Annotated in this window: 18 protein-coding genes; 11 read left to right on the top strand and 7 right to left on the bottom strand. The window is 76.0% G+C overall.

Annotation, left to right across the window (positions count from 1 at the left end):
• Positions 1-7 precede the first annotated feature (7 nt).
• From AMPC_RS04000 to AMPC_RS03975, 6 genes are all read left to right on the top strand, one after another.
• The gene (locus tag AMPC_RS04000; protein WP_248344512.1) at positions 8-655 is read left to right on the top strand and encodes a protein-L-isoaspartate(D-aspartate) O-methyltransferase; all 648 of its coding nucleotides are present in this window, start codon (positions 8-10) and stop codon (positions 653-655) included.
• A 9-nt stretch (positions 656-664) separates the two neighbouring features.
• The gene (locus tag AMPC_RS03995; RefSeq protein WP_248344510.1) at positions 665-1,207 is read left to right on the top strand and encodes a hypothetical protein; all 543 of its coding nucleotides are present in this window, start codon (positions 665-667) and stop codon (positions 1,205-1,207) included.
• 118 nt (positions 1,208-1,325) lie between these two features.
• Positions 1,326-2,684, top strand: coding sequence for a threonine synthase (thrC, locus tag AMPC_RS03990; protein ID WP_248344509.1), 1,359 nt, complete (start codon positions 1,326-1,328; stop codon positions 2,682-2,684).
• 12 nt (positions 2,685-2,696) lie between these two features.
• Positions 2,697-3,062 (top strand): hypothetical protein, encoded by a 366-nt coding sequence (locus tag AMPC_RS03985; protein WP_248344508.1) that lies wholly within the window; start codon positions 2,697-2,699, stop codon positions 3,060-3,062.
• Positions 3,059-3,703, top strand: coding sequence for a dTMP kinase (tmk, locus tag AMPC_RS03980; RefSeq protein ID WP_248344507.1), 645 nt, complete (start codon positions 3,059-3,061; stop codon positions 3,701-3,703). Before AMPC_RS03985 ends, tmk begins: the two co-directional genes overlap by 4 nt.
• Positions 3,704-3,736: 33 nt before the next feature.
• Complete coding sequence (locus tag AMPC_RS03975; protein ID WP_248344504.1) at positions 3,737-4,486, top strand: competence/damage-inducible protein A; 750 nt, start codon at positions 3,737-3,739, stop codon at positions 4,484-4,486.
• 1 nt (position 4,487) lies between these two features.
• Here the strand turns inward: AMPC_RS03975 and AMPC_RS03970 are convergent, their stop codons facing one another.
• The gene (locus tag AMPC_RS03970; protein WP_248344501.1) at positions 4,488-4,697 is read right to left on the bottom strand and encodes a hypothetical protein; all 210 of its coding nucleotides are present in this window, start codon (positions 4,695-4,697) and stop codon (positions 4,488-4,490) included.
• A gap of 60 nt (positions 4,698-4,757) precedes the next feature.
• On the opposite strand from AMPC_RS03970, the gene AMPC_RS03965 reads away from it, so the two are divergent.
• Entirely contained in the window at positions 4,758-5,606 is an 849-nt protein-coding gene (locus tag AMPC_RS03965; RefSeq protein ID WP_248344499.1) for a hypothetical protein, read from the top strand.
• A 23-nt stretch (positions 5,607-5,629) separates the two neighbouring features.
• Here the strand turns inward: AMPC_RS03965 and AMPC_RS03960 are convergent, their stop codons facing one another.
• Entirely contained in the window at positions 5,630-6,031 is a 402-nt protein-coding gene (locus AMPC_RS03960; protein ID WP_248344497.1) for a hypothetical protein, read from the bottom strand.
• A 183-nt stretch (positions 6,032-6,214) separates the two neighbouring features.
• Here AMPC_RS03960 and AMPC_RS03955 point away from each other — a divergent pair, with 183 nt between their 5' ends.
• Together AMPC_RS03955 and AMPC_RS03950 are read left to right on the top strand one after the other, a co-directional pair.
• Complete coding sequence (locus tag AMPC_RS03955; RefSeq protein WP_248344496.1) at positions 6,215-7,150, top strand: acyl-CoA desaturase; 936 nt, start codon at positions 6,215-6,217, stop codon at positions 7,148-7,150.
• Positions 7,151-7,241: 91 nt separating this feature from the next.
• Positions 7,242-8,624: a hypothetical protein gene (locus AMPC_RS03950; protein ID WP_248344495.1), complete on the top strand. Its 1,383-nt coding sequence runs from the start codon at positions 7,242-7,244 to the stop codon at positions 8,622-8,624.
• A 17-nt stretch (positions 8,625-8,641) separates the two neighbouring features.
• Here AMPC_RS03950 and AMPC_RS03945 read toward each other — a convergent pair whose 3' ends face one another.
• Complete coding sequence (locus AMPC_RS03945; protein ID WP_248344494.1) at positions 8,642-9,940, bottom strand: lysophospholipid acyltransferase family protein; 1,299 nt, start codon at positions 9,938-9,940, stop codon at positions 8,642-8,644.
• A 91-nt stretch (positions 9,941-10,031) separates the two neighbouring features.
• Here AMPC_RS03945 and mutL point away from each other — a divergent pair, with 91 nt between their 5' ends.
• Positions 10,032-11,858, top strand: a complete 1,827-nt coding sequence (gene mutL / locus AMPC_RS03940; RefSeq protein WP_248344493.1) for a DNA mismatch repair endonuclease MutL — start codon at positions 10,032-10,034, stop codon at positions 11,856-11,858.
• Between the two features lie 671 nt (positions 11,859-12,529).
• Positions 12,530-13,051, top strand: a complete 522-nt coding sequence (locus AMPC_RS03935; RefSeq protein ID WP_248344492.1) for a hypothetical protein — start codon at positions 12,530-12,532, stop codon at positions 13,049-13,051.
• Positions 13,052-13,232: 181 nt separating this feature from the next.
• On the opposite strand, the gene AMPC_RS03930 is transcribed toward AMPC_RS03935, so the two are convergent.
• Genes AMPC_RS03930 through AMPC_RS03915 form a run of 4 tightly spaced genes read right to left on the bottom strand, consistent with a single transcriptional unit; the run spans position 13,233 to position 18,263 of the window.
• Positions 13,233-13,817: a hypothetical protein gene (locus AMPC_RS03930; protein WP_248344491.1), complete on the bottom strand. Its 585-nt coding sequence runs from the start codon at positions 13,815-13,817 to the stop codon at positions 13,233-13,235.
• Positions 13,814-15,625: a sigma 54-interacting transcriptional regulator gene (locus tag AMPC_RS03925; RefSeq protein WP_248344489.1), complete on the bottom strand. Its 1,812-nt coding sequence runs from the start codon at positions 15,623-15,625 to the stop codon at positions 13,814-13,816. The genes AMPC_RS03930 and AMPC_RS03925 overlap by 4 nt, the downstream gene beginning before the upstream one ends.
• Positions 15,626-15,633: 8 nt before the next feature.
• The gene (locus tag AMPC_RS03920) at positions 15,634-16,485 is read right to left on the bottom strand and encodes a tetratricopeptide repeat protein (protein ID WP_248344486.1); all 852 of its coding nucleotides are present in this window, start codon (positions 16,483-16,485) and stop codon (positions 15,634-15,636) included.
• The gene (locus AMPC_RS03915) at positions 16,482-18,263 is read right to left on the bottom strand and encodes a serine/threonine-protein kinase (protein WP_248344484.1); all 1,782 of its coding nucleotides are present in this window, start codon (positions 18,261-18,263) and stop codon (positions 16,482-16,484) included. Before AMPC_RS03915 ends, AMPC_RS03920 begins: the two co-directional genes overlap by 4 nt.
• Positions 18,264-18,317: the final 54 nt, after the last annotated feature.

The following is an 18,317-nucleotide window of genomic DNA, read 5'->3' as shown; positions in this document are numbered from 1 at the left end:
TCCCGGCGTGGGGCCTCACGAGATCGAGCGGCTGCGCGCGCAGGGCATCGCCGACGAGCGCGTGCTCGACGCGCTGGCGCGGCTCGACCGCGGCCGCTTCGTCCCGGGCGCCCGCCGCTCCGACGTGGAGGAGGATCGGCCGCTGCCGATCGGCCACGGCCAGACCATCTCGCAGCCCTTCATCGTGGGCTACATGACCCAGCTCCTCCGGCTCGGCGGGGAGGAGCGCGTCCTCGAGATCGGCACCGGCTCCGGGTTCCAGACCGCGGTCCTCGCCCTGCTCGCCCGCGAGGTCTTCTCCGTCGAGATCGTGCCGGAGCTGGCGGCCCGGGCGGCGCAGGTGCTCCTCGGCGAGCTCGGGCTCCGCAACGTGCGGCTCCGGATCGGGGACGGCAGCCGGGGCTGGCCGGAGCAGGCGCCCTTCGACCGGATCCTGGTGACCGCGGCGCCGGACGAGCTGCCGGAGGAGCTCGCCGCCCAGCTCGCGCCCGGCGGCGTGATGGTCGTGCCGATCGGCAGCCAGGAGGCCGACTCCCAGGTGCTGGCGCTGGTCGAGCGCTCGGGGCCGGGCGAGCTCACCGTCAAGAGCACCATCCCGGTGCGGTTCGTGCCGCTCACCCGTGGGGGAACCGGTCCGGGGGCGGGGCTCTGCTAGGATGGCGCCATGATCGTCTGTCCGGTCTGCGAGCACGCCCAGGTCTCGCCCGACGAGTGCGAGGTCTGCGGCAAGCGGTTCCGGCCCGGGCCCGCCGGCGGGGAGGTGACCGCGCCGCCCGAGGCGTGGCTCGAGCCCACCGCCCTCGACGAGGCGCGGTCGGGAGCGGTGGCCCCGATCGCCGAGCTCGAGCCGACCCGCTTCGAGGCGAGCGCCGCCGCGCCGGCGCCCATCCCCGACCTCGAGCCGACGGCCGCGGCGGCGGTGGAGGTCCCGGCCGAGCGGCTGGCCGACTTCGAGCCCACGCTCGCCGACGTGATCCCGGGCGACCGGCCCACGGCCGTGCCGGCGGTGCTCGTCTGCCGGTACTGCCGCACGCCGGCCAGCCCGGGCGAGCTGCTCTGCGGCCGCTGCGGCATGCGCCTCCCCGTGCTCCACCCGGTCGCGCCCGTCGCGCCGCGCGCCGCGCCGGTCCCGTGCCCGAGCTGCGGCACGCCGGGCGAGGGGGAGCGCTGTATCGCCTGCGGGGCGCGGCGGAGCCGCTCCGGCTAGCGCGCCGCGGCCGCGGCGGCGCCGCGACCGCCCCCGCGCAGGGCCGCGCGGGACCCCCTTGCGCTCGCTTTCCGCTCCCGGCAAAGTGTCCGACCCCCACCGTTCTCCCGGAGCGCGCATGCCCACCCCGACCTTCTCCGCCCGCTTCCGCTGCGCCGACGGCTGCGACTTCCACGCCCCCCTCACCGAGGTGGTCTACCGGTGCGCCCGCTGCGGCGGGCTGCTCGAGGTGGAGCACGACCTCGACGCCCTGAAGCAGCGCCCGGCCGAGGCCTGGAAGGCGCTCTTCGAGGCGCGGTTCCGCGGCGGCGCCTGGCCGCTCGGCTCCGGAGTCTGGGGCAAGAAGGAGTGGGTCTACCCGCAGCTCGCCGAGGAGAACGTGGTCTCGATGTACGAGGGGGGCAGCCCGCTGCTCCGGCTCGACCGCTACGCCGCGGAGCTCGGGCTCGACGACGTCTGGCTCAAGGAGTGCGGCGTCACCCACACCGGCTCGTTCAAGGACCTCGGGATGACGGTCCTCGTCTCGGCGGTGAAGGAGATGCGGGCCCGCGGGAAGGCGATCCGCGCCGTGGCCTGCGCCTCGACCGGCGACACCAGCGCCGCGCTCGCCGCCTACTGCGCCGCGGCCGGCATCCCGAGCGTGGTGCTCCTGCCGCGCGGCAAGGTCTCGACCGCGCAGCTCGTCCAGCCCATCGCCAACGGCGCGCTGGTGCTCGAGCTCGACACCGACTTCGACGGCTGCATGAAGGTGGTCCAGGAGCTCTCGCAGACCCCCGACATCTACCTCGCCAACTCGATGAACTCGCTCCGGATCGAGGGGCAGAAGACGCTCTCGCTCGAGCTCGCCCAGCAGCTCGGCTGGCGCTCCCCCGACTGGATCGTGATCCCCGGCGGCAACCTCGGGAACGCGAGCGCGGTGGGGAAGGGCTTCGCGATGATGAAGGAGCTCGGCCTCGTCGAGCGGCTGCCGCGGCTGGTGGTGGCGCAGGCCGAGCACGCCAACCCGCTCTACCTCGCCGTGACGGCGGCGGGCCGCAAGCCGGGCCCGGAGGTGGAGGTGGTGCCGGTGCAGGCCCGCAAGACCCTCGCCTCGGCCATCCAGATCGGCGCGCCGGTGTCGGCGAAGCGGGCGCTGCGGGCCCTCGCCGCGCTCGACGGGCTGGTCGAGCAGGCGAGCGAGCAGGAGCTCGCCGACGCCGCGGCCCGCGCCGACCGCGCCGGCGCCTTCGCCTGCCCCCACACCGGGGTGGCGCTGGCCGTGCTGGAGAAGCTGGCCGCCCGCGGGACGATCCGGAGGGGCGAGCGGGTGGTGGTCATCAGCACCGCGCACGGCCTCAAGTTCTCCGAGTTCAAGGTCGGCTACCACGAGGGGACGCTCGAGGGCGTGGCGCCGCGCCTCGCCAACCGCTCGGTCCGGGTCGCGCCGACCCTGGCCGGCGTCGAGGACGCGATTGCGGCTCGTTTCGGCCGCGGGTAGAGTCCGCCCCGAATGAGCACCACCCCATCTTCGCAGGCCACCGGCGCCGCCTCGCTGCGCGCCGAGCACGACGCGCTGGCCGCGCGCCTCTCCACCCGCCGCTCGATCGACTTCGTCCGCAAGGGCGCCCTGGTCGGCTTCGCCGCCTTCATCTCCGCCGGGCTGTCGATCAAGCTCGCCTACGACCGCTGGGGGCCGCGGCACAAGGTCTTCTTCAAGGGCCCGCCGCTCTTCTTCTACCTCGCGCTGGCGGCGGCCCTGGTGCTCGCCGCCCTCGCCACGGCCGCCTTCCTGCGGGCGCGCGCGCTGATGCGCGTCGAGGACGCCGAGTTCGTCCGGCTCCAGGCGCTCCGGCGCGAGCTGAGGCTCGACGCGTGAGCCGGGGACGGGGGAAGGGGGCGGGGCGCTTCCTCGTCCTCGAGGGGCTCGACGGCTCCGGGACCACCACCCAGGCCGAGCGGCTCGCGCAGGCGCTGCGGGCCCGCGGCCGCGAGGTGCGGGTCACGGCCGAGCCCTCGCGCGGGCCGGTGGGCCAGCAGGCGCGGCTCGTGCTCTCGGGGCGGCTGCGGGGCGGCGGGGGCGAGGAGCTCGATCCGTCCGCCCTGGCGCTCCTCTTCGCCGCGGACCGGCTCGACCACCTCCAGGCCGAGATCCTGCCGGCCCTGGCGCGCGGCGCCGACGTGGTCTGCGACCGCTACACCCTGTCCAGCCTGGCGTACCAGTCGATCACCACGGGCGACATGGCCTGGGTGGCGGCGCTGAACGCCCGCGCCCGGCCCCCCGACCTGACGCTCTTCCTCGAGGTCTCGCCGCGCACCGCGCTGGCCCGCCGCTACGCCGCGTCGGCGGAGCGCGAGATCTTCGAGGTCCCCGCCTTCCAGCGGAAGGTGGCCCGCGCCTACCGGCTCGCCCTGGCCCGGGTGGAGGCGTCCGGGGAGCGGGTGGCGGTGGTGGACGGGGAGGGCACGCCCGAGGCGGTCACCGCCGCCCTCTTGGAGTCGATCGACGGCCTGCGGTAGCCGGCCGCGCGGGCCTGCGCTATCCACGAAGGCGTGGACCGGGAGACACCGACCGCGGCGCTCCTGGTGGTGGGCAACGAGGTGCTCACCGCCAAGGTGCAGGACGAGAACGGGCCCTACGCGACCCGCGCCCTGCGCGCGGCCGGCGTGCGGCTCGCCGTCATCTGCACCTTGCCGGATCACCTGGACGACATCGTCGAGGCGGTGGACCGGGAGCGGCGCCGCCGCGCCTGGGTCTTCACCTCCGGCGGGATCGGCCCCACCCACGACGACGTGACCGTCCCCGCGGTGGCGCGCGCGCTCGGCCGTCCGCTCCGGCGCGATCCCGCGCTCGTGGACCTCCTCCGGGCCGGGCACGAGAAGTGGACCGGCAGCGCCGAGGCGCCCGAGCCGGTCCTCCGCATGGCCGACGTGCCCGAGGGCACCGTGCTCGTGGGCGGCGGCTTCCCGGTCCTGCAGGTCGAGAACGTGGTGATGCTGCCGGGCGTGCCGCAGTTCTTCCGGGCGCAGCTCGACCGCTTCCTGCCGGCGCTCGCCACGGCGCCCTTCCGCCTCGCGAGCCTCTACCTCGGGCTCGGCGAGGACCGGCTCGCGCCCTTCCTCGACGAGGTGGTGCGGGCGCACCCCGAGGTGGAGATCGGCAGCTACCCGCGCTTCGACGGGGCCGACCACCGGGTCAAGGTCACGATCGAGTCGAAGGACGCGGCGCGGGTGGCGTCGGCCCGGGAGGCCCTGCTGGCGCTCCTGCCGCCGGGCGCGGTGATCCGGAGCGAGGGGCCGTGAGCTACGGCTCGAAGCGGTCGATCTGTCCGGCCTTCTGCAGGACCTCGAGCGCGCCCTTGGCGACCTTCTCCCGGTCCTCGCCCTGCAGCTTCACGACCAGCGGCGCCTTCCCGGAGCGGGGCGGCGGGACCACCGAGACCGCCCAGCTGTCGCCGAGGTCCTTGTCCACGTTCACCTGGCACTCCAGGTCGCCGATGAATGCACGGGCCATTCGCGCTGCTCCTCCGTTCGCGGGCTTGACTCGCGGCGAAGATAACCCGGGAGGCGCGCGGTGAGGAAGCCCTCCGCGCTCGCCGCCGCGCTCGCCGCCGGCGCGCTCCTCGCTTGCGGCGCGCCGCGCCCGCGCCCGCCCTCCGGCGCCCCGGCCCTCACCGTGAAGGGGCGGGTGGAGAACGGCCCCTTCGTCTTCGGGACCTCGGACCTCGGGCGGCTGCCCCGCCGCGCCTTCCGCGCCCAGGACCCGCGGACCGGGCGCGCCGTCGAGGTGGAGGGCGTGTCGCTCGCGGCGGTGCTGCGCGACGAGGTGGCGCTCGAGCGCGGCGCCGACACCGCGGCGGTGCGCGCGCGCGACGGCTACCTGGCCGCGATCCCGCTCTCGGTCGTGCGCCAGCTCCAGCCGGTCCTCGCGGATCGCGCCGACGGGAAGCCGCTGCCCGCGCTGCGCCTCGCCTGGCCCAACCTCGACTGGCCGGGCCTCGAGACGGACCCGCGGATCCGCTTCTGGTGGGTGGAGGGGGCGGTCGAGGTGGACGTGCTCGCGTGGGACCGGAGCTTCGGGCGGGCGCTCCGCCTGCCGCCCGGCACCGGGGACGCCGCCCGGCTCGGCGCCGACGACTTCGCCGGGCAGTGCCTCGGGTGCCACCGCGTCCGGGGGGTGGGCGGCGAGCGAGGCCCGGAGCTGACGCGGGTGGCCGAGCGCCTGCGCGCCGGGCTCGAGCCGCGCATCAAGGCCCACGGGCTCGCCGAGGCCCACCGGCTCGGGGCCGCGCCACCGGCGGAGGGCGCCCCGGCGCGGATCGCCGCCTTCCTGGTCGCCATCGACGCCGCCGGACCGCTGCCGCGCCAGGAGGAGCGGCGCGAGGAGGAGCCCCCCGCCGGGCCGCTCCGCAGCCCCTGGTAGGCGGCCGAGCGAGCGGGCAGGGGTCAGATCGCCCAGATGAAGCCGATGCGGACCCCGACCAGGTCCGCGATCTGCTTCACCACGAGCCGCCCGTCCCGCCCGCCGATCCAGCGCGGCACCACCACGTGGAACTCCCCCTCGGTGAGCTCGGCGGCGCTCGCGAAGAGCTGCCAGCGGCTCGCCACGTCCTCCAGGCTCACCGGCCCCGCCGCCGCGAGCACGTCGAAGTAGACGGTCTTGGGCGACTCGGCGGAGAGGCTGGGGCGGTGGTCCCGCATGGCGCCGTGGATCACCTCCGGCGAGTCCCAGCCCGGAAGGTCGGCGCGGATCCCCCCGTACCCGGCGAGCGGGAGCGTCTCGGCGATGAGCCGGATGGCCCCCTCCACCGGCAGGTTCGCGCCGCCGCTCGCTTGCTCGCCCAGCATCGCGCCCTCCTCCTCCACGCGAAAAGCTGCACCTCGCCGGGCCTGGCTGCACGCGCGCTCGTTCGCCGGCGCCCCGGGTCGGAGCCGGCGGGCGGGCGCGCGCCGCGGACCGGTTGGGGCGTCGGCGCGCGCGCCGGGCGGGATGACGCGGCGGTGACAGCCATCCGTCATACCTGACGCTCGATGACGAGCCAGCCCCTCCGCCCCGCCGCCCCGGACGACCGCCACCTCGACCGCATCCACTGGGGCAAGTCGCTGCCCTTCTTCGCCGTCCACGCCGTGGCGCTCGCGACGCCGTTCCTCGCGCCCTTCGCGTGGAAGTGGGCCGCCCTCGCGGCCGCGAGCTACGCCCTGCGCATGTTCGGCCTCACCGCCGGCTACCACCGCTACTTCTCGCACCGAGCCTACCGCACCGGGCGCGCCTTCCAGTTCGCGCTGGGCTGGCTCGGCGCCACCTGCACGCAGAAGGGCCCGCTCTGGTGGGCGGCGCACCACCGCGACCACCACCGGTTCTCCGACACGCCCGACGACATCCACTCGCCGGTGCAGCGCGGCTTCTGGTGGAGCCACGTCGGCTGGGTGCTGGCGACGCGCTACGACGCGACGAAGCTCGACCGGATCCGGGACATGGCGCGCTACCCCGAGCTGCGCTGGCTCGACCGCTGGCACGTCGTCCCGCCCGTCCTCTACGCCCTCGCCCTCTACCTCGCGGGCGGCTGGCCGGCGCTGCTCTGGGGCTACTTCGTCTCGACGGTCTTCCTCTGGCACGGCACGTTCTGCATCAACTCGCTGGCGCACGTCTTCGGGCGGCGCCGCTACGCGACGGCCGACGACTCGCGGAACGGCCTCCTGCTCGCGCTCCTCACGCTCGGCGAGGGCTGGCACAACAACCACCACCACTACCAGTCCACCGCGAACCAGGGCTGGTTCTGGTGGGAGGTGGACGTCTCCTACTACGCCCTGCGCGGGCTCGCCCTCGTGGGCCTGGTCCGGGACCTCCGCACGCCGCCCTCCGCCGTGCGCGACGGCGACCGGCTCGACCGCCCGGCGAAGGCGCCGCGCCAAGCCGCCCCGGAGCCGGAGGCCCGGCTCGCGGCCGGCGAGCGGCTCTCGGCCTGAGATTCGCCGCGGGGAGCGCGCGCCGCCCTGGTTTCCCGTGGTCGGCGGCCGGGCCGCTCGGCTAGATTGGGCCGACCTTTCGGAGGGGCTCATGGAACGGCTCACGCTCGACGTCAACGGCGCATTCGATCCTGCTGCGGGCGGCCTCGCCCGCGCCGACCTCGACGCGCTCGCCGCGCCGGCGCGCGCCGCGTTCGACGGCTTCGAGGCGCGCCGCCGCGCCGGCGAGGTGGGCTTCGCCGACCTCCCGGCCGACGCCGCCGCCGCGGAGGCCTCGCGCGCCCTCGCGGCCGAGCTCGGGCGCCGCTTCGAGAACCTGCTCGTCCTCGGGATCGGCGGGAGCTCGCTGGGCGGGCGGGCGGTGCTGGGCGCGCTCTGCCACCCGTTCCACAACCTCCTCCCGCAGGACCGCCGCGGCGGGCTGCGCGTCTTCTTCCCGGACAACTCCGACCCGGCCACCTTCGCCGCCCTCCTCGACACCGTCGACCTCGAGCGGACCTGCTTCGCCACCGTCACCAAGTCGGGCGGGACCGCCGAGACCATGTCGCAGCACATGGTGCTGCGGGAGCGGGTGGTCGCCCGCTTCGGCGAGGAGGGCTACCGGGAGCGCTGCGTCCTGGTCACCGATCCGCAGCGGGGCGTGCTCCGGCAGATCGCGGCCGACGAGCGGCTGCGGGCGCTCCCCCTGGGCGCCTCGATCGGCGGCCGCTTCAGCGTGCTCTCGCCGGTCGGGCTCCTGCCGGCGGCGGCGGCGGGCGTGGACACGGCGGCGCTCCTCGCCGGCGCGGCGGAGCTGGAGGCGCGCTGCCGCAGCGGCGCCGTCCTCGAGAACCCGGCGCTGCTCTACGCGGCCGTGCTGCACCTGCTCGACGTCCGCCGCGGCCGGCGGCTCCACGTGCTCATGCCGTACGCCGACGCGCTCCGCGATCTCGGCGACTGGTTCGTGCAGCTCTGGGCCGAGTCGCTCGGCAAGAACCCCGGCACCGGCCCCACGCCCATCCGCGCCGTGGGCGCCACCGACCAGCACTCGAGCCTGCAGCTCATGATGGAGGGGCCGCACGACAAGGTCGTCACGCTGGTGCGGGTCGCCGAGCCCCGCGCCGAGCTCACCATCCCGCTGCCGGCCGGCTACGCCCGCCACCCCGACCTCGCCTACCTCGGCGGCCACACGATGGGCGAGCTGCTCGAGGCGGAGCGGCGCGCCACCGGCGCCGCCCTCCGCAAGAACGGCCGGCCGACGATCTCCATCGAGCTGCCGCGCCTCGAGCCGCGCACGGTCGGCCAGCTCCTCATGTTCCTCGAGCTCGCCACCGCCTACGCCGGCGGCCTCTACGGCGTGAACGCCTTCGACCAGCCCGGCGTGGAGGCGGGGAAGCGCTACGCGCAGGGGCTCCTCGGCCGGCCCGGGTACGAGAAGTACCGCGACGAGCTCCTCGGCGCGCCGGCCGCGGACCCCGCGCTCGTGCTCGGCTGACGTCGGGGGCGGCGCCGCTACAGGAAGATCGAGCGGCGCGCCGCCACGTCCTCGTCGAGCATCCGCTGCACGGCGGCCCGCGCCTCCTCGGCGAGGGCGTTCACCGTGGCGGGATCCGACGCCTTGTCGGCGCCCAGCCCGGCGGTCGGGATCGGATCGCCGAAGCGGATCGACCAGCGGGAGGGGAGGGGCAGCAGCGCGGCCGGGCCGAGCGGCAGCCCCGGCGCGAGCGCCAGGAGCGGCAGCCCGAGCAGGTCCCCTAGCCAGCCGGCCCGCGAGAAGGGCGGGGTGGACTCCTCACTGCCGACCACCGCGCACGGCACGATGGGCGCGCCGGCGCGGAGGGCCACCTTGGCGAAGCCGCCCCGCCCGAAGGTCTGCAGCCGGTACCGCTCGGACCAGGGCTTCGCGCCGCCCGCGCTCCCCTCCGGGAAGGCCGCGACCAGCTTCCCGTCGGCGAGGAGCCGCTGCGCGTTCTCGGGGCTCGCCGGGACCGCCCCGAGGCGCGCCGCCGCCTTGCCCACGACGACCGAGCGGAACGAGGCCTCGTCGAGCAGCGGCCGCAGCTCGCGGTGGGCGGGGTGGTCGCGGAGCAGGGCGAGCCGGAGCACGAGGGCGTCCCAGGGCAGCGCCCCGCCGTGGTTCGCCACGATGACGGCGCCGCCCTTCGACGGGACCCGCTCCACGTGCCGCGCGTCCACGCGCCACCAGGCGGCGTAGAGGAAGTCGAGCAGGGCGAAGGCCCGCTCCGGCAGCTCCGGGTCCATCCCCCAGGGATCGAGCGCGGCCCCGCCCTCGAGGAAGTGGCGGGCCTGCGCGAGCCGCTCGCGGAACGCCGGCAGGAGCTGCGCGAAGACGCGCCGCAGCTCGCCGAAAGGGAAGCCGCCGGGCCCCTCGGCCTTGGCGGCCGGCGAGGAGGGCGCGGCGGCGGGCGCGACGGGCTGTAGCGCCGGCCGCGGCGGGCCGGGCGGGCGCGCGGGAGCGTGGGCGGGGGGCGCCGGAGGAGCGGCGACCGCGGCAGAGGGCGGCGCCGGAGCGCGCTCGACCGGGGCGGGAGCGGGGACGGCGCCGGGGGCGGGCGCGCCCTCGGCGGAACCGGTCGGAGCGGCGGCGGGGCTGGCCGGGGCGGTCGTCGCCGGCTCGGCCGGAGCGGCGGGCGCGGGCGGCGCGATCGTCACCGGCTCGGCCGCAGGCGGCGGCGCGACCGGCCTCGCCGCCGCGCCGCGCTGGAACGGGTCGTTCCCGAGCGCCGGCCGCGAAGGCGGCGCGCTCTCGCGGGCGCGCGCGGGCTTCTTCTGTCGAGGGCGACCCGCCACGGATTGCCTGTATAGACGCCCCTCCGGAGGCCGTCAAAGGCTGTTCGAGGGCGACCTCCCGGGGCGCCGGGGGCGCGTGGTAGAAGGGCGCGTGCCCCGAATCGCCGTCCTCCCTCCCGGACTCGTCAACCAGATCGCCGCCGGAGAGGTCGTCGAGCGCCCCGCCAGCGTCCTGAAGGAGCTGTGCGAGAACGCCCTCGACGCCGGGGCCCGCTCCGTCCAGGTGGAGATCGAGGACGGCGGGCTCTCGCTGGTGCGCGTCGCCGACGACGGGAGCGGCATGGACCGCGAGGACGCGCTCCTCTCGCTCGAGCGCCACGCCACCTCCAAGCTCCGCGATCAGGAGGGGCTCGCCGCCATCGCGACGATGGGGTTCCGCGGCGAGGCCATCCCGGCCATCGCCTCCGTGAGCCGCATGCGGATCGACACCTGCGCCGGCGACGACGGCGCGGGCACCCGGCTCGTGCTGGAGGGGGGCGCGCTCGTGGAGACGACCGCCGTCGCCCGGCGGCGGGGGACCACCCTCGAGGTCCGCGACCTCTTCTTCAACACGCCGGCGCGCCGCAAGTTCATGCGCGCCCCGGCCAGCGAGTCCGGCCACGCCTCGGAGGCGCTGCTCCGGCTCGCCCTGGCCCGCCCCGACGTCGGCTTCACGCTCCGCTCCGCCGGCCGGATCGCCTTCTCCTCCCCGCCGGACGCCTCCCCGAGGGACCGCGCGCTCGCGGCGCTCGGGCGCGAGGCGGCCCGCCACCTGGTCGAGCTCGACGGCGAGCGGGCGGGGGTGCGGGTGCGAGGCCTCGTCACCTCGCCCGACCACTCGGAGGCGACGAGCCGCGCCTTCTACCTCTTCGTGAACGGCCGGTACGTCCGCGACCGGAGCGCCGCGCACGCGGTCCTGCGGGCCTTCGCCGGGACGCTCCCGCCGGGCCGCCACCCGGCGGCGATCCTCTTCCTCGACCTGCCCCCCGGCCGCGTGGACGTGAACGTCCACCCGCAGAAGCTGGAGGTCCGCTTCGCCGAGCCGCGCGAGGCGCAGGACGCGCTCTTCCACGTCGTCGCCGACGCGCTGCGGACCGCGCCGTGGCTGCGACACCGGGCGCCGGCCGGGCCGGCCGCGCTCCCGGGCGTGCCGGGGTCCCCTGGCTCCGGCCTCGAGGAGCTCGTGCTCCCTGCGGCCGGCGAGGAGGTGGCCGAGGTCCTCCAGGCGGCCCGCGCACTCGGCGCCGAGCGGAGCTTCGGCGCGCCGGCCGAGGCCGCGGCGGGCCCGAACCACGCCTTCCGCTTCGACCCGCCGCCTGCCGCCGTGCCCGGCGAGGCGGCCGCCCCGGCCGGCTACTTCGCCTCGCTCCGCTACATCGGCCAGCACGCCCGCACCTACCTGCTCTGCGAGGCGCCCGGCGGCACGCTCGTGGTCATCGACCAGCACGCGAGCCACGAGCGGCAGCTCTTCCACCAGCTCCTCGAGGCGCACCGCGCCCGGGCCATCCCGGTGCAGCCGCTGCTCATCCCGCAGATCGTGACGCTCCCGGCGCCGCTCGCCCGGGCGCTCGAGGGGGCGGCCGAGGAGGTCCGCGCGCTCGGGCTCGACCTCGAGCCCTTCGGCGGCGACGCCTTCGCGGTGAAGGGGGCGCCGGCCCAGCTCGCGGGCGCCGACCTGCCGTCGCTGCTGCGCGACCTCGCCCAGCAGCTCGAGACGGTGGGGAAGGGGACCGCGGTGGACCTGGCCTTCCACGACCTCCTCGCCACCATGGCCTGCCACTCGGCCGTGCGGGCCCACGAGGACCTCACGCGCGAGGAGGCGCGGGCGCTGCTCGACGGCCTCGACGCGGTGAGCTTCAAGGCTCGCTGCCCGCACGGGCGCCCGGTGGTGTTCGAGCTCACCCCCGCCGATCTGGAGCGGAGGGTCGGGCGTCGCTGAGGCTGGGGGGGAAGCTGGCCGCTCCCGGTGCGGGCCTTGTCGGAGAGGTGCGGGCCAGTTGTCGAGCCGCGCACCGGGAGCGCCCAAAAAAAAGAAGCGCAACGATCGTCAGAGAGGTGCGGGGGGGGTCCCCTCGACGACCACGTTGCGCTTCGGACCAGATAACGAGCAAGCGCCAGGCCACCCCGGCGGGTCGGTACAAACGCCCGTCACCACGGGGTTCTCGGTCGTTCCTACGGCTTGCGGCTGCTGTTGACGTCTTTCAATTTCGCAATCGCGTTTCACATCTGAAATAAGTTCCGGGCCGCGCGGGGCGTGTAATCCCTTCTTCGCGCCCACGGGAAATTCGACAGTCGCGGCGACGCCCTGCCCGGGAGCGCGCGCCAGGTGCTCGAAAAGAGCGGGTCAGCGCGGCCAATGCCCCGGCATTGCGTATGCAAAGCAGTCGGACCGTGCAGGGAACCATCACCGGCCGGGACGTGCTCCGTCACTCCTTCACCATCCTCCGCCTCTGGGGGCCGGCCTGCTACCTGCGCTGCCTGCGCGCGGCGGTGAGCCGGCAGCCGAGCACCTTCCTCGCGGTGCTCTACCCGCGGTCACAACACCCGGGCGCGTAGCGGCTCGCCGCCAATCTCCTTTACGCTCCGGGCCCCCGGTGGCACAGTCGCGCGGTGCCGCCGCGCGACCCGAGGCTCCGTCCCTTCCGCGCCGCGATGTGGATCTTCTACTTCGCGGTGATCCTGGTCGCGGCGACCCTGCTCATTGCCAGCATCGTCCAGAACCTGCGCGGCCCGGCGCGGCAGAAGCTCGCCCAGACCGAGCTTCCCACCCGCGCCATGCTGCGGGTCTGCCTGACCGAGCTCGAGGCCCTCCATCGCGAGCAATCCCAGCGGGCCTGGGCGCTCGCGAGCGGCGTGGACCGGCGGGACCCCCTCGGCGACTGGAACCAGTGGGCGCGCGACTGGGAGGTCCGGGTGGACGACCTCTCGGACCGCTGCCGGCTGGACGTGGACCGGGCCGGCGAGTTCGGGCTCACCGAGCGGCGCGAGATGGCCGCCGCGCGTGACGCCATGATGGCCCTGCACCGCGCCTACGCGGCGCAGGTCAACCGCTTCGCGGAGGAGCAGGCGCAGCTCGCCTCCGGCGCGGCCGAGGCCTTCCGCCACGCCCGCGAGGCGGTCGCGAAGGAGTAGCTGGGCGCCGGCTCACCGCGGCGCGGGGAGGGGCCCCACGGAACGCGGGGAGGGCAGCGCCCCTCCCCGCCGGACAGCGCGCAAGCGCCGAGCGGAGCGAGGCGCGCCGCGCGCTCGGCTCCGGCTCAGCAGGGTGGGGCCCCGCCGGGCTTCGCCTGGCGGGGCGGGGCGCAGCCCCGTTCTACGGATAGGCGCAGGTACCGCCGGCGTCCACGTACCCGAAGACCCACCGGAACACCTGGGCCTCGTACCCGGGCTGCGCGCTGCGGTTCGGCGGCACCCCGGGGGGCTCCTGGCCGCTCTGGTAGAAGCCGTTCGAGACCACCACCTCGAGGACGTGCGCCGGGCTGGCCGCGTCGTAGGGCGGCAGCACCACCGTCAGGGGCGGGAGCGCCCGGACGGTGAGGGTGGAGGTCTCGTTCGGATCCGGCGGCGCCAGGACGTCGGAGGGGCGCAGGAGCGCCGCCCCGGCCGACGAGCCGGCGTCGTAGTCGAGGAACCACCGGGCCTCGACCTGCTCCACCACGTTCTCGTCCACCACCGACGCCTGCACCGTGAACCGCGGCGACGACGGGCAGTCCTTGCGCACGCGGATCTGGGTGTCGGCCGGCAGGGCGGTCTCGGCGAGGACGCGCGGCGGCGTGATGGTGCCGCCGTCCACCCGGCTCACCTCGGCGAGCGGCTGCGGCAGCGGGCAGCCGGCGAGGGTGGCGGCGGCGAGCCCCGTCAGCGCCGCGGCGAGGGCGACGCGAGCGGGCCCGGTCACGGCCGCTCCTTGTCGCCCGGGCCGCCGTCCTCGCCGTCGCCCCGCCGCTCCGCCTCGAGGTGGCGGAAGATGGTCCGGGGATCGACGCCCAGGTCCTTGGCGGTCCGGGTGCGGTTGCCGCCGTTGCGGGCCAGCACCTCGTTGATGTAGCGCCGCTGGAAGGCGTCCTTGGCCTCCTGCAGCGGCAGCACCGGGGCGAGGAGGTCGGGGGCGAGGTCGAGGTCCCCGGCGGCGATGAGCGCCTTCTCGGCCAGCACCACCGCCTTCTTCACCCGGTTCTCGAGCTCGCGGACGTTGCCGGGCCAGGCGTAGCGCCGCATGGCCAGCACCGCCCCCGGCGCGAAGCCGCGCGCCCGGGAGCCGTACTCCCGCGCGTACTGCTGCAGGAAGAAGCGGGCCAGGGCGATCACGTCGTCGCCGCGCTCCCGCAGCGGCGGCAGCCGGATCGAGACCACGTTCAGGCGGTAATAGAGGTCCTCGCGGAAGGCGCCGCGCGCGATCTCGTCCTCCAGCACCCGGTTCGAGGCGGCGACGACGCGGATGTCCACCGGCTCGGGCTGGGTGTCGCCGACGCGGGTGACGGCCCGATCGGCGAGCGCCCGCAGGAGCTTCACCTGCAGGAGCAGCGGCATGTCCCCCACCTCGTCGAGGAACAGCGTCCCGCCGCTCGCGGCCTGGAACTTGCCGGGCCGGGTCGCCACCGCGCCGGTGAAGGCCCCGCGGACGTGGCCGAAGAGCTCCGACTCGAGGAGCGCCTCGGGGATGGCGCCGCAGTTCACCGCCACGAACGGACCGGCGGCGCGGGGCGAGCGGCGGTGGATCTCGCGCGCCACCAGCTCCTTGCCGGTGCCGGTCTCGCCCGAGACGAGCACGCTCACGTCGGTGCCGGCCACCTTCTCGATCCGGCGGAACACCTCGCGCATGCTCTCGCCGGCGCTCAGGAGCTCGCCGGCCCGCCGCTCCTGGGCCGCCTCGCGCAGGGCCACGTTCTCGCGCCGCAGCCCGTCGAGCAGGAGCGCGTTCTGCATGAGCAGCGACGCCTGGGCGGCGAAGACGGTGAGCGCCTCGAGGTCCTTCTCCTCGAAGAGGTTCACCACGCTGTCGTTGCCGAGGTAGAGCACCCCGAAGACCTCGCCGCGCTCGAGCAGCGGGGCGCACATCACCGAGCAGAGCTTGAGGTTCACCACCGAGTCGGAGCCGGACCACTCCCGATCGTGCAGGGCGTCGGCCACGATCACCGGCCGGCGGGTCCGCACCACCTTCTGGATGATCGAGTCGGAGACGCGCGCCGCGGCGTCGGCGAGGTCCTCCTGGGCGAGGTTGCGCGCCGCCCGGATCTGGAGCTCGCCGTCCTCGAGGAGGATGAGGAAGCCCTTCTCGGCGCGGGTCACGTCCATCACCGCGTCGAGGAGCGCCGCCGGGAGCCGGGCGGCGTCGGAGTTGCCGAGGAGCCGCTCGGAGAGCCGCACCAGCGAGCGCATCGCCTCCACGCTCGGATCGGGCGGGACGGCGCGCGCGGCCGGCGGCTCGACGAGCGAGAGCTGCAGGTCGGTGCCGCCGATCCGGATCCGGTCGCCGTCGCCGAGGCGGGCGGTGGTCCGGCGGCGGCCGTTGACCGTCATCTCGGCCCCCTCGTGGCAGGCGGCGTTGTAGTCGCGCCCGTCGAAGTGGATGTGGAGCGCCGTGGCGGGGAGCGCCGGGTCGGCGACGACCACGTCGTTCCCGGGATCGCGCCCGACGCTGGTGAGCCGCCGCCCGAGCCGGACGAGGCGCTCGCCGGAGGCGGTCTTGACGAGGAGTGTGGCCACGGGGGTCCTCAGTAGGCCCAGGTCATCTTGAGCGCGCCGCCGCCCTGGGGGGTGATCTCGGTCTCGACGCGGGGCACGTAGTTCAGGTGGGCGTCCACCACGCCGTAGGCGTAGATGGCCCAGAAGAGCGCCGCGCTCGCGTACTTGACCGCGTCGGTGCGGTCGAGCAGGCGCCGGTCGGCGTCGGAGAAGGGCGGGTGGCTGCAGCCGGTCGGCTGGCTCGCCGAGCAGCGGCGGCTCCGGTCCTCCGCGATCTGGTTGTGGAAGAGGATGGCGCCGATGTTGACGAGCCCCATCACCACCTCGCCGGCGGCGATGGCGGTGCCCTTCGAGCCCTGGCCGTTCTGGAACTGGCCGGCGCCGAGCGGGAGCCAGTTGAACAGGTAGATCCGCTCCTGCACCCGGATCACCTTGGTGGGCGGGCCGGAGCGCGCCTGCTCCTCGGCGAGGAGCTTGCGGCGGGCCTCCTCGGCGAGCCGCTCCTGCTCGCGCAGCTGCCGCTTCCGCTCGCGGAGCGGCGCCAGCTCCGGCTCCCGCTCCTTCTTCACCTGGTCGAAGAGCTCGACGATGGACGGCGGCACGAAGAACGGGTCGAGGGCGTAGTCGGGATCGTGCGAGAGCAGGCTCACGAACGCGGCCCGCGCCTGCTCCTTGTCCCCGAGCTGGTACTCGGAGAGCCCGAGCAGCTTGTAGGCCTCGGCGGCCTCGGGATCGGGGAGGTCCGGCTGGCGGGCCAGCAGCTCGCGGACGGCGCCGGCGCACTCGGCGTAGGCGCCGAACTCGTAGCGGTCGCGCGCCCGCTTGAGGTCCGGCGGCGTCGGCCCGGCGGCGAGGGAGAGCGCGAGGAGGAGGGGGATCACGGGGTGGGCTCCAGGGCGGGCGCGGCGACCGAGATCTCCCCGGCGGCGCGGATCTTGAGGGCGGTGCGCCAGGGCTCTCGCCCGTCGCGCTCGATGCGGAGCTGCGCCACGCCCTCGTACGGGCTCTCGCCCGCGGGCGGGAGGACGGCGAAGGGCGCCCGCTGGCTCTCGCCGGCGGTGCCGAGCAGCCGCCCGTCGAGGAAGACCCGGGCCGCGGGATCCCCCTCGACGCGCAGCGAGGCGGGGCGGGGCTCGAGGGGGACCCGGAGCTCGATGCGCGGCGAGCCGGGCGCGGGCTCGAGGTCCTTCACGAAGGGGAAGCAGCAGGCGTGGTCCACCTGGACGCGGTGGCGCTGCCCGGGCGAGAGCTGCAGCGTGATCCGCTGCGCGCCCTGGGCCACCTCCACCCCGTCGAGGAGCGCCCGCTGCGCGTAGGGGCGGACCTGGAGCGAGAGCTCGACGGGGCGCGGCGCGCTGCGGCGCGCCGTGGCCGACTCCGGCTCCGGCGGCGGGGCGGCCGGGGCGGGGGCCCCGCCGGCCTGGGCGGGCGCCGACCTCGCGGCGGGGGGCGCGGGCAGCAGGGCCGCGGGCCGCCGGGCGCTCACGGCGGCGTCGGCGCGCCGGCGGCGCTCCTCGCGGATGGAGCGCACCCCGATCGCCGCCGCCGCCACCGAGCAGACCAGGAGCAGCCCGGCGGTGGCGAGCGTGGCACCGCGCCGGAGCCGCGCGCCGCGGGTCAGTCGGGCGAGGTGCGCGAGGACGGCGGGGTCGCCCGGCGCGACCGCCAGCACCTGGTCGAAGGCGGAGAGCGCGCCGGCGCGGTCGCCCGCCGCCAGCGCCGCCTCGCCGGCGGTCCGGTACCCCGCGGCGAGCCGGGCCGGGAGGGCGGCCTTGTAGGCCCCGGGATCGGCGAGGAACGCCGCCAGCTCCTCCGGCGGCTCTCCGAGCCCCGCCTGCGCCAGGAGCCCGTCGAGCTCGGCGCGCAGCCCGGCGGCGGTCTGGGGCCGGGCCTCGGGGTCGCGCGCCAGCGTGCGGCCGAGCAGCGCCGCGAGCGGGGCCGAGACCAGGGGCGAGAGCTCGCGCGGATCCTGCTGGTCCCCCTCGATGACCCGGCGGAGCACCGCGGTCGGGTTGGGCGCCGCGAAGGGGAGGGCGCCGGTGGCCATCCAGTAGAGCAGCGTCCCGAGCGAGAAGAGATCCGACCGCGCGTCGGCCTCGCGCCCCTCCACGATCTCGGGCGCCATGTGGTTCGGCGAGCCGACGAGCGCGCCGGTCATCGTCATCCGCTCGTCCCCGGCGAGGAGCCGCGCGATGCCGAAGTCGGCGAGCTTCACGGTCCGGCGCGGGCCGGCCTCGCAGACGAGGACGTTCTCCGGCTTGAGATCCCGGTGGATGACGCCGGCGGCGTGGGCGTGGGCGAGCGCATCGGCGAGCGCCCGCGCCACCAGCAGGCCGACCTCCGGGAAGCCGAACCCGACCTCGTCGGAGAAGGCCCGCAGCGTGCGCCCGTGCACGAACTCGGTGACGAGCCAGCTCTCGAGGGCCCCGTCGCCCGAGTAGTCGAAGATCTCGACGATACCGGGGTGGGAGAGCCGCGCCACCGCGCGAGCCTCGCGCGAGAAGCGGGCCCGCGACTCGGAGCGGGCGGCGAGGTGGGGGTGGAGCAGCTTCACCGCCACCTCGCGGCGCAGCGCCGTGTCGCGCCCCCGGTAGACCGCGGCCATGCCGCCGCTCCCCACCTGCTCGAGGAGCTCGTAGCGGTCCACCTTCCGGATCACCGGCGCGCCCTCTCGCCTCTCATCGACCTTTCCCCGCGTGCCTCCGCAACCGCG

Source organism: Anaeromyxobacter paludicola, assembly GCF_023169965.1.
Taxonomy (GTDB): domain Bacteria; phylum Myxococcota; class Myxococcia; order Myxococcales; family Anaeromyxobacteraceae; genus Anaeromyxobacter_B; species Anaeromyxobacter_B paludicola.
The sequence above is the reverse complement of the archived record's forward strand: the minus strand, read 5'-3'. Positions and strand labels throughout refer to the sequence as shown.

Excerpts from the sequence above, each read along its gene's own strand:
- AMPC_RS03995 (WP_248344510.1), top strand. The coding sequence starts at position 665 with ATGATCGTCTGTCCGGTCTGCGAGCACGCCCAGGTCTCGCCCGACGAG.
- thrC (WP_248344509.1), top strand. The coding sequence starts at position 1,326 with ATGCCCACCCCGACCTTCTCCGCCCGCTTCCGCTGCGCCGACGGCTGC.
- AMPC_RS03985 (WP_248344508.1), top strand. The coding sequence starts at position 2,697 with ATGAGCACCACCCCATCTTCGCAGGCCACCGGCGCCGCCTCGCTGCGC.
- AMPC_RS03970 (WP_248344501.1), bottom strand. The coding sequence starts at position 4,697 with ATGGCCCGTGCATTCATCGGCGACCTGGAGTGCCAGGTGAACGTGGAC.
- AMPC_RS03960 (WP_248344497.1), bottom strand. The coding sequence starts at position 6,031 with ATGCTGGGCGAGCAAGCGAGCGGCGGCGCGAACCTGCCGGTGGAGGGG.
- AMPC_RS03955 (WP_248344496.1), top strand. The coding sequence starts at position 6,215 with ATGACGAGCCAGCCCCTCCGCCCCGCCGCCCCGGACGACCGCCACCTC.
- AMPC_RS03950 (WP_248344495.1), top strand. The coding sequence starts at position 7,242 with ATGGAACGGCTCACGCTCGACGTCAACGGCGCATTCGATCCTGCTGCG.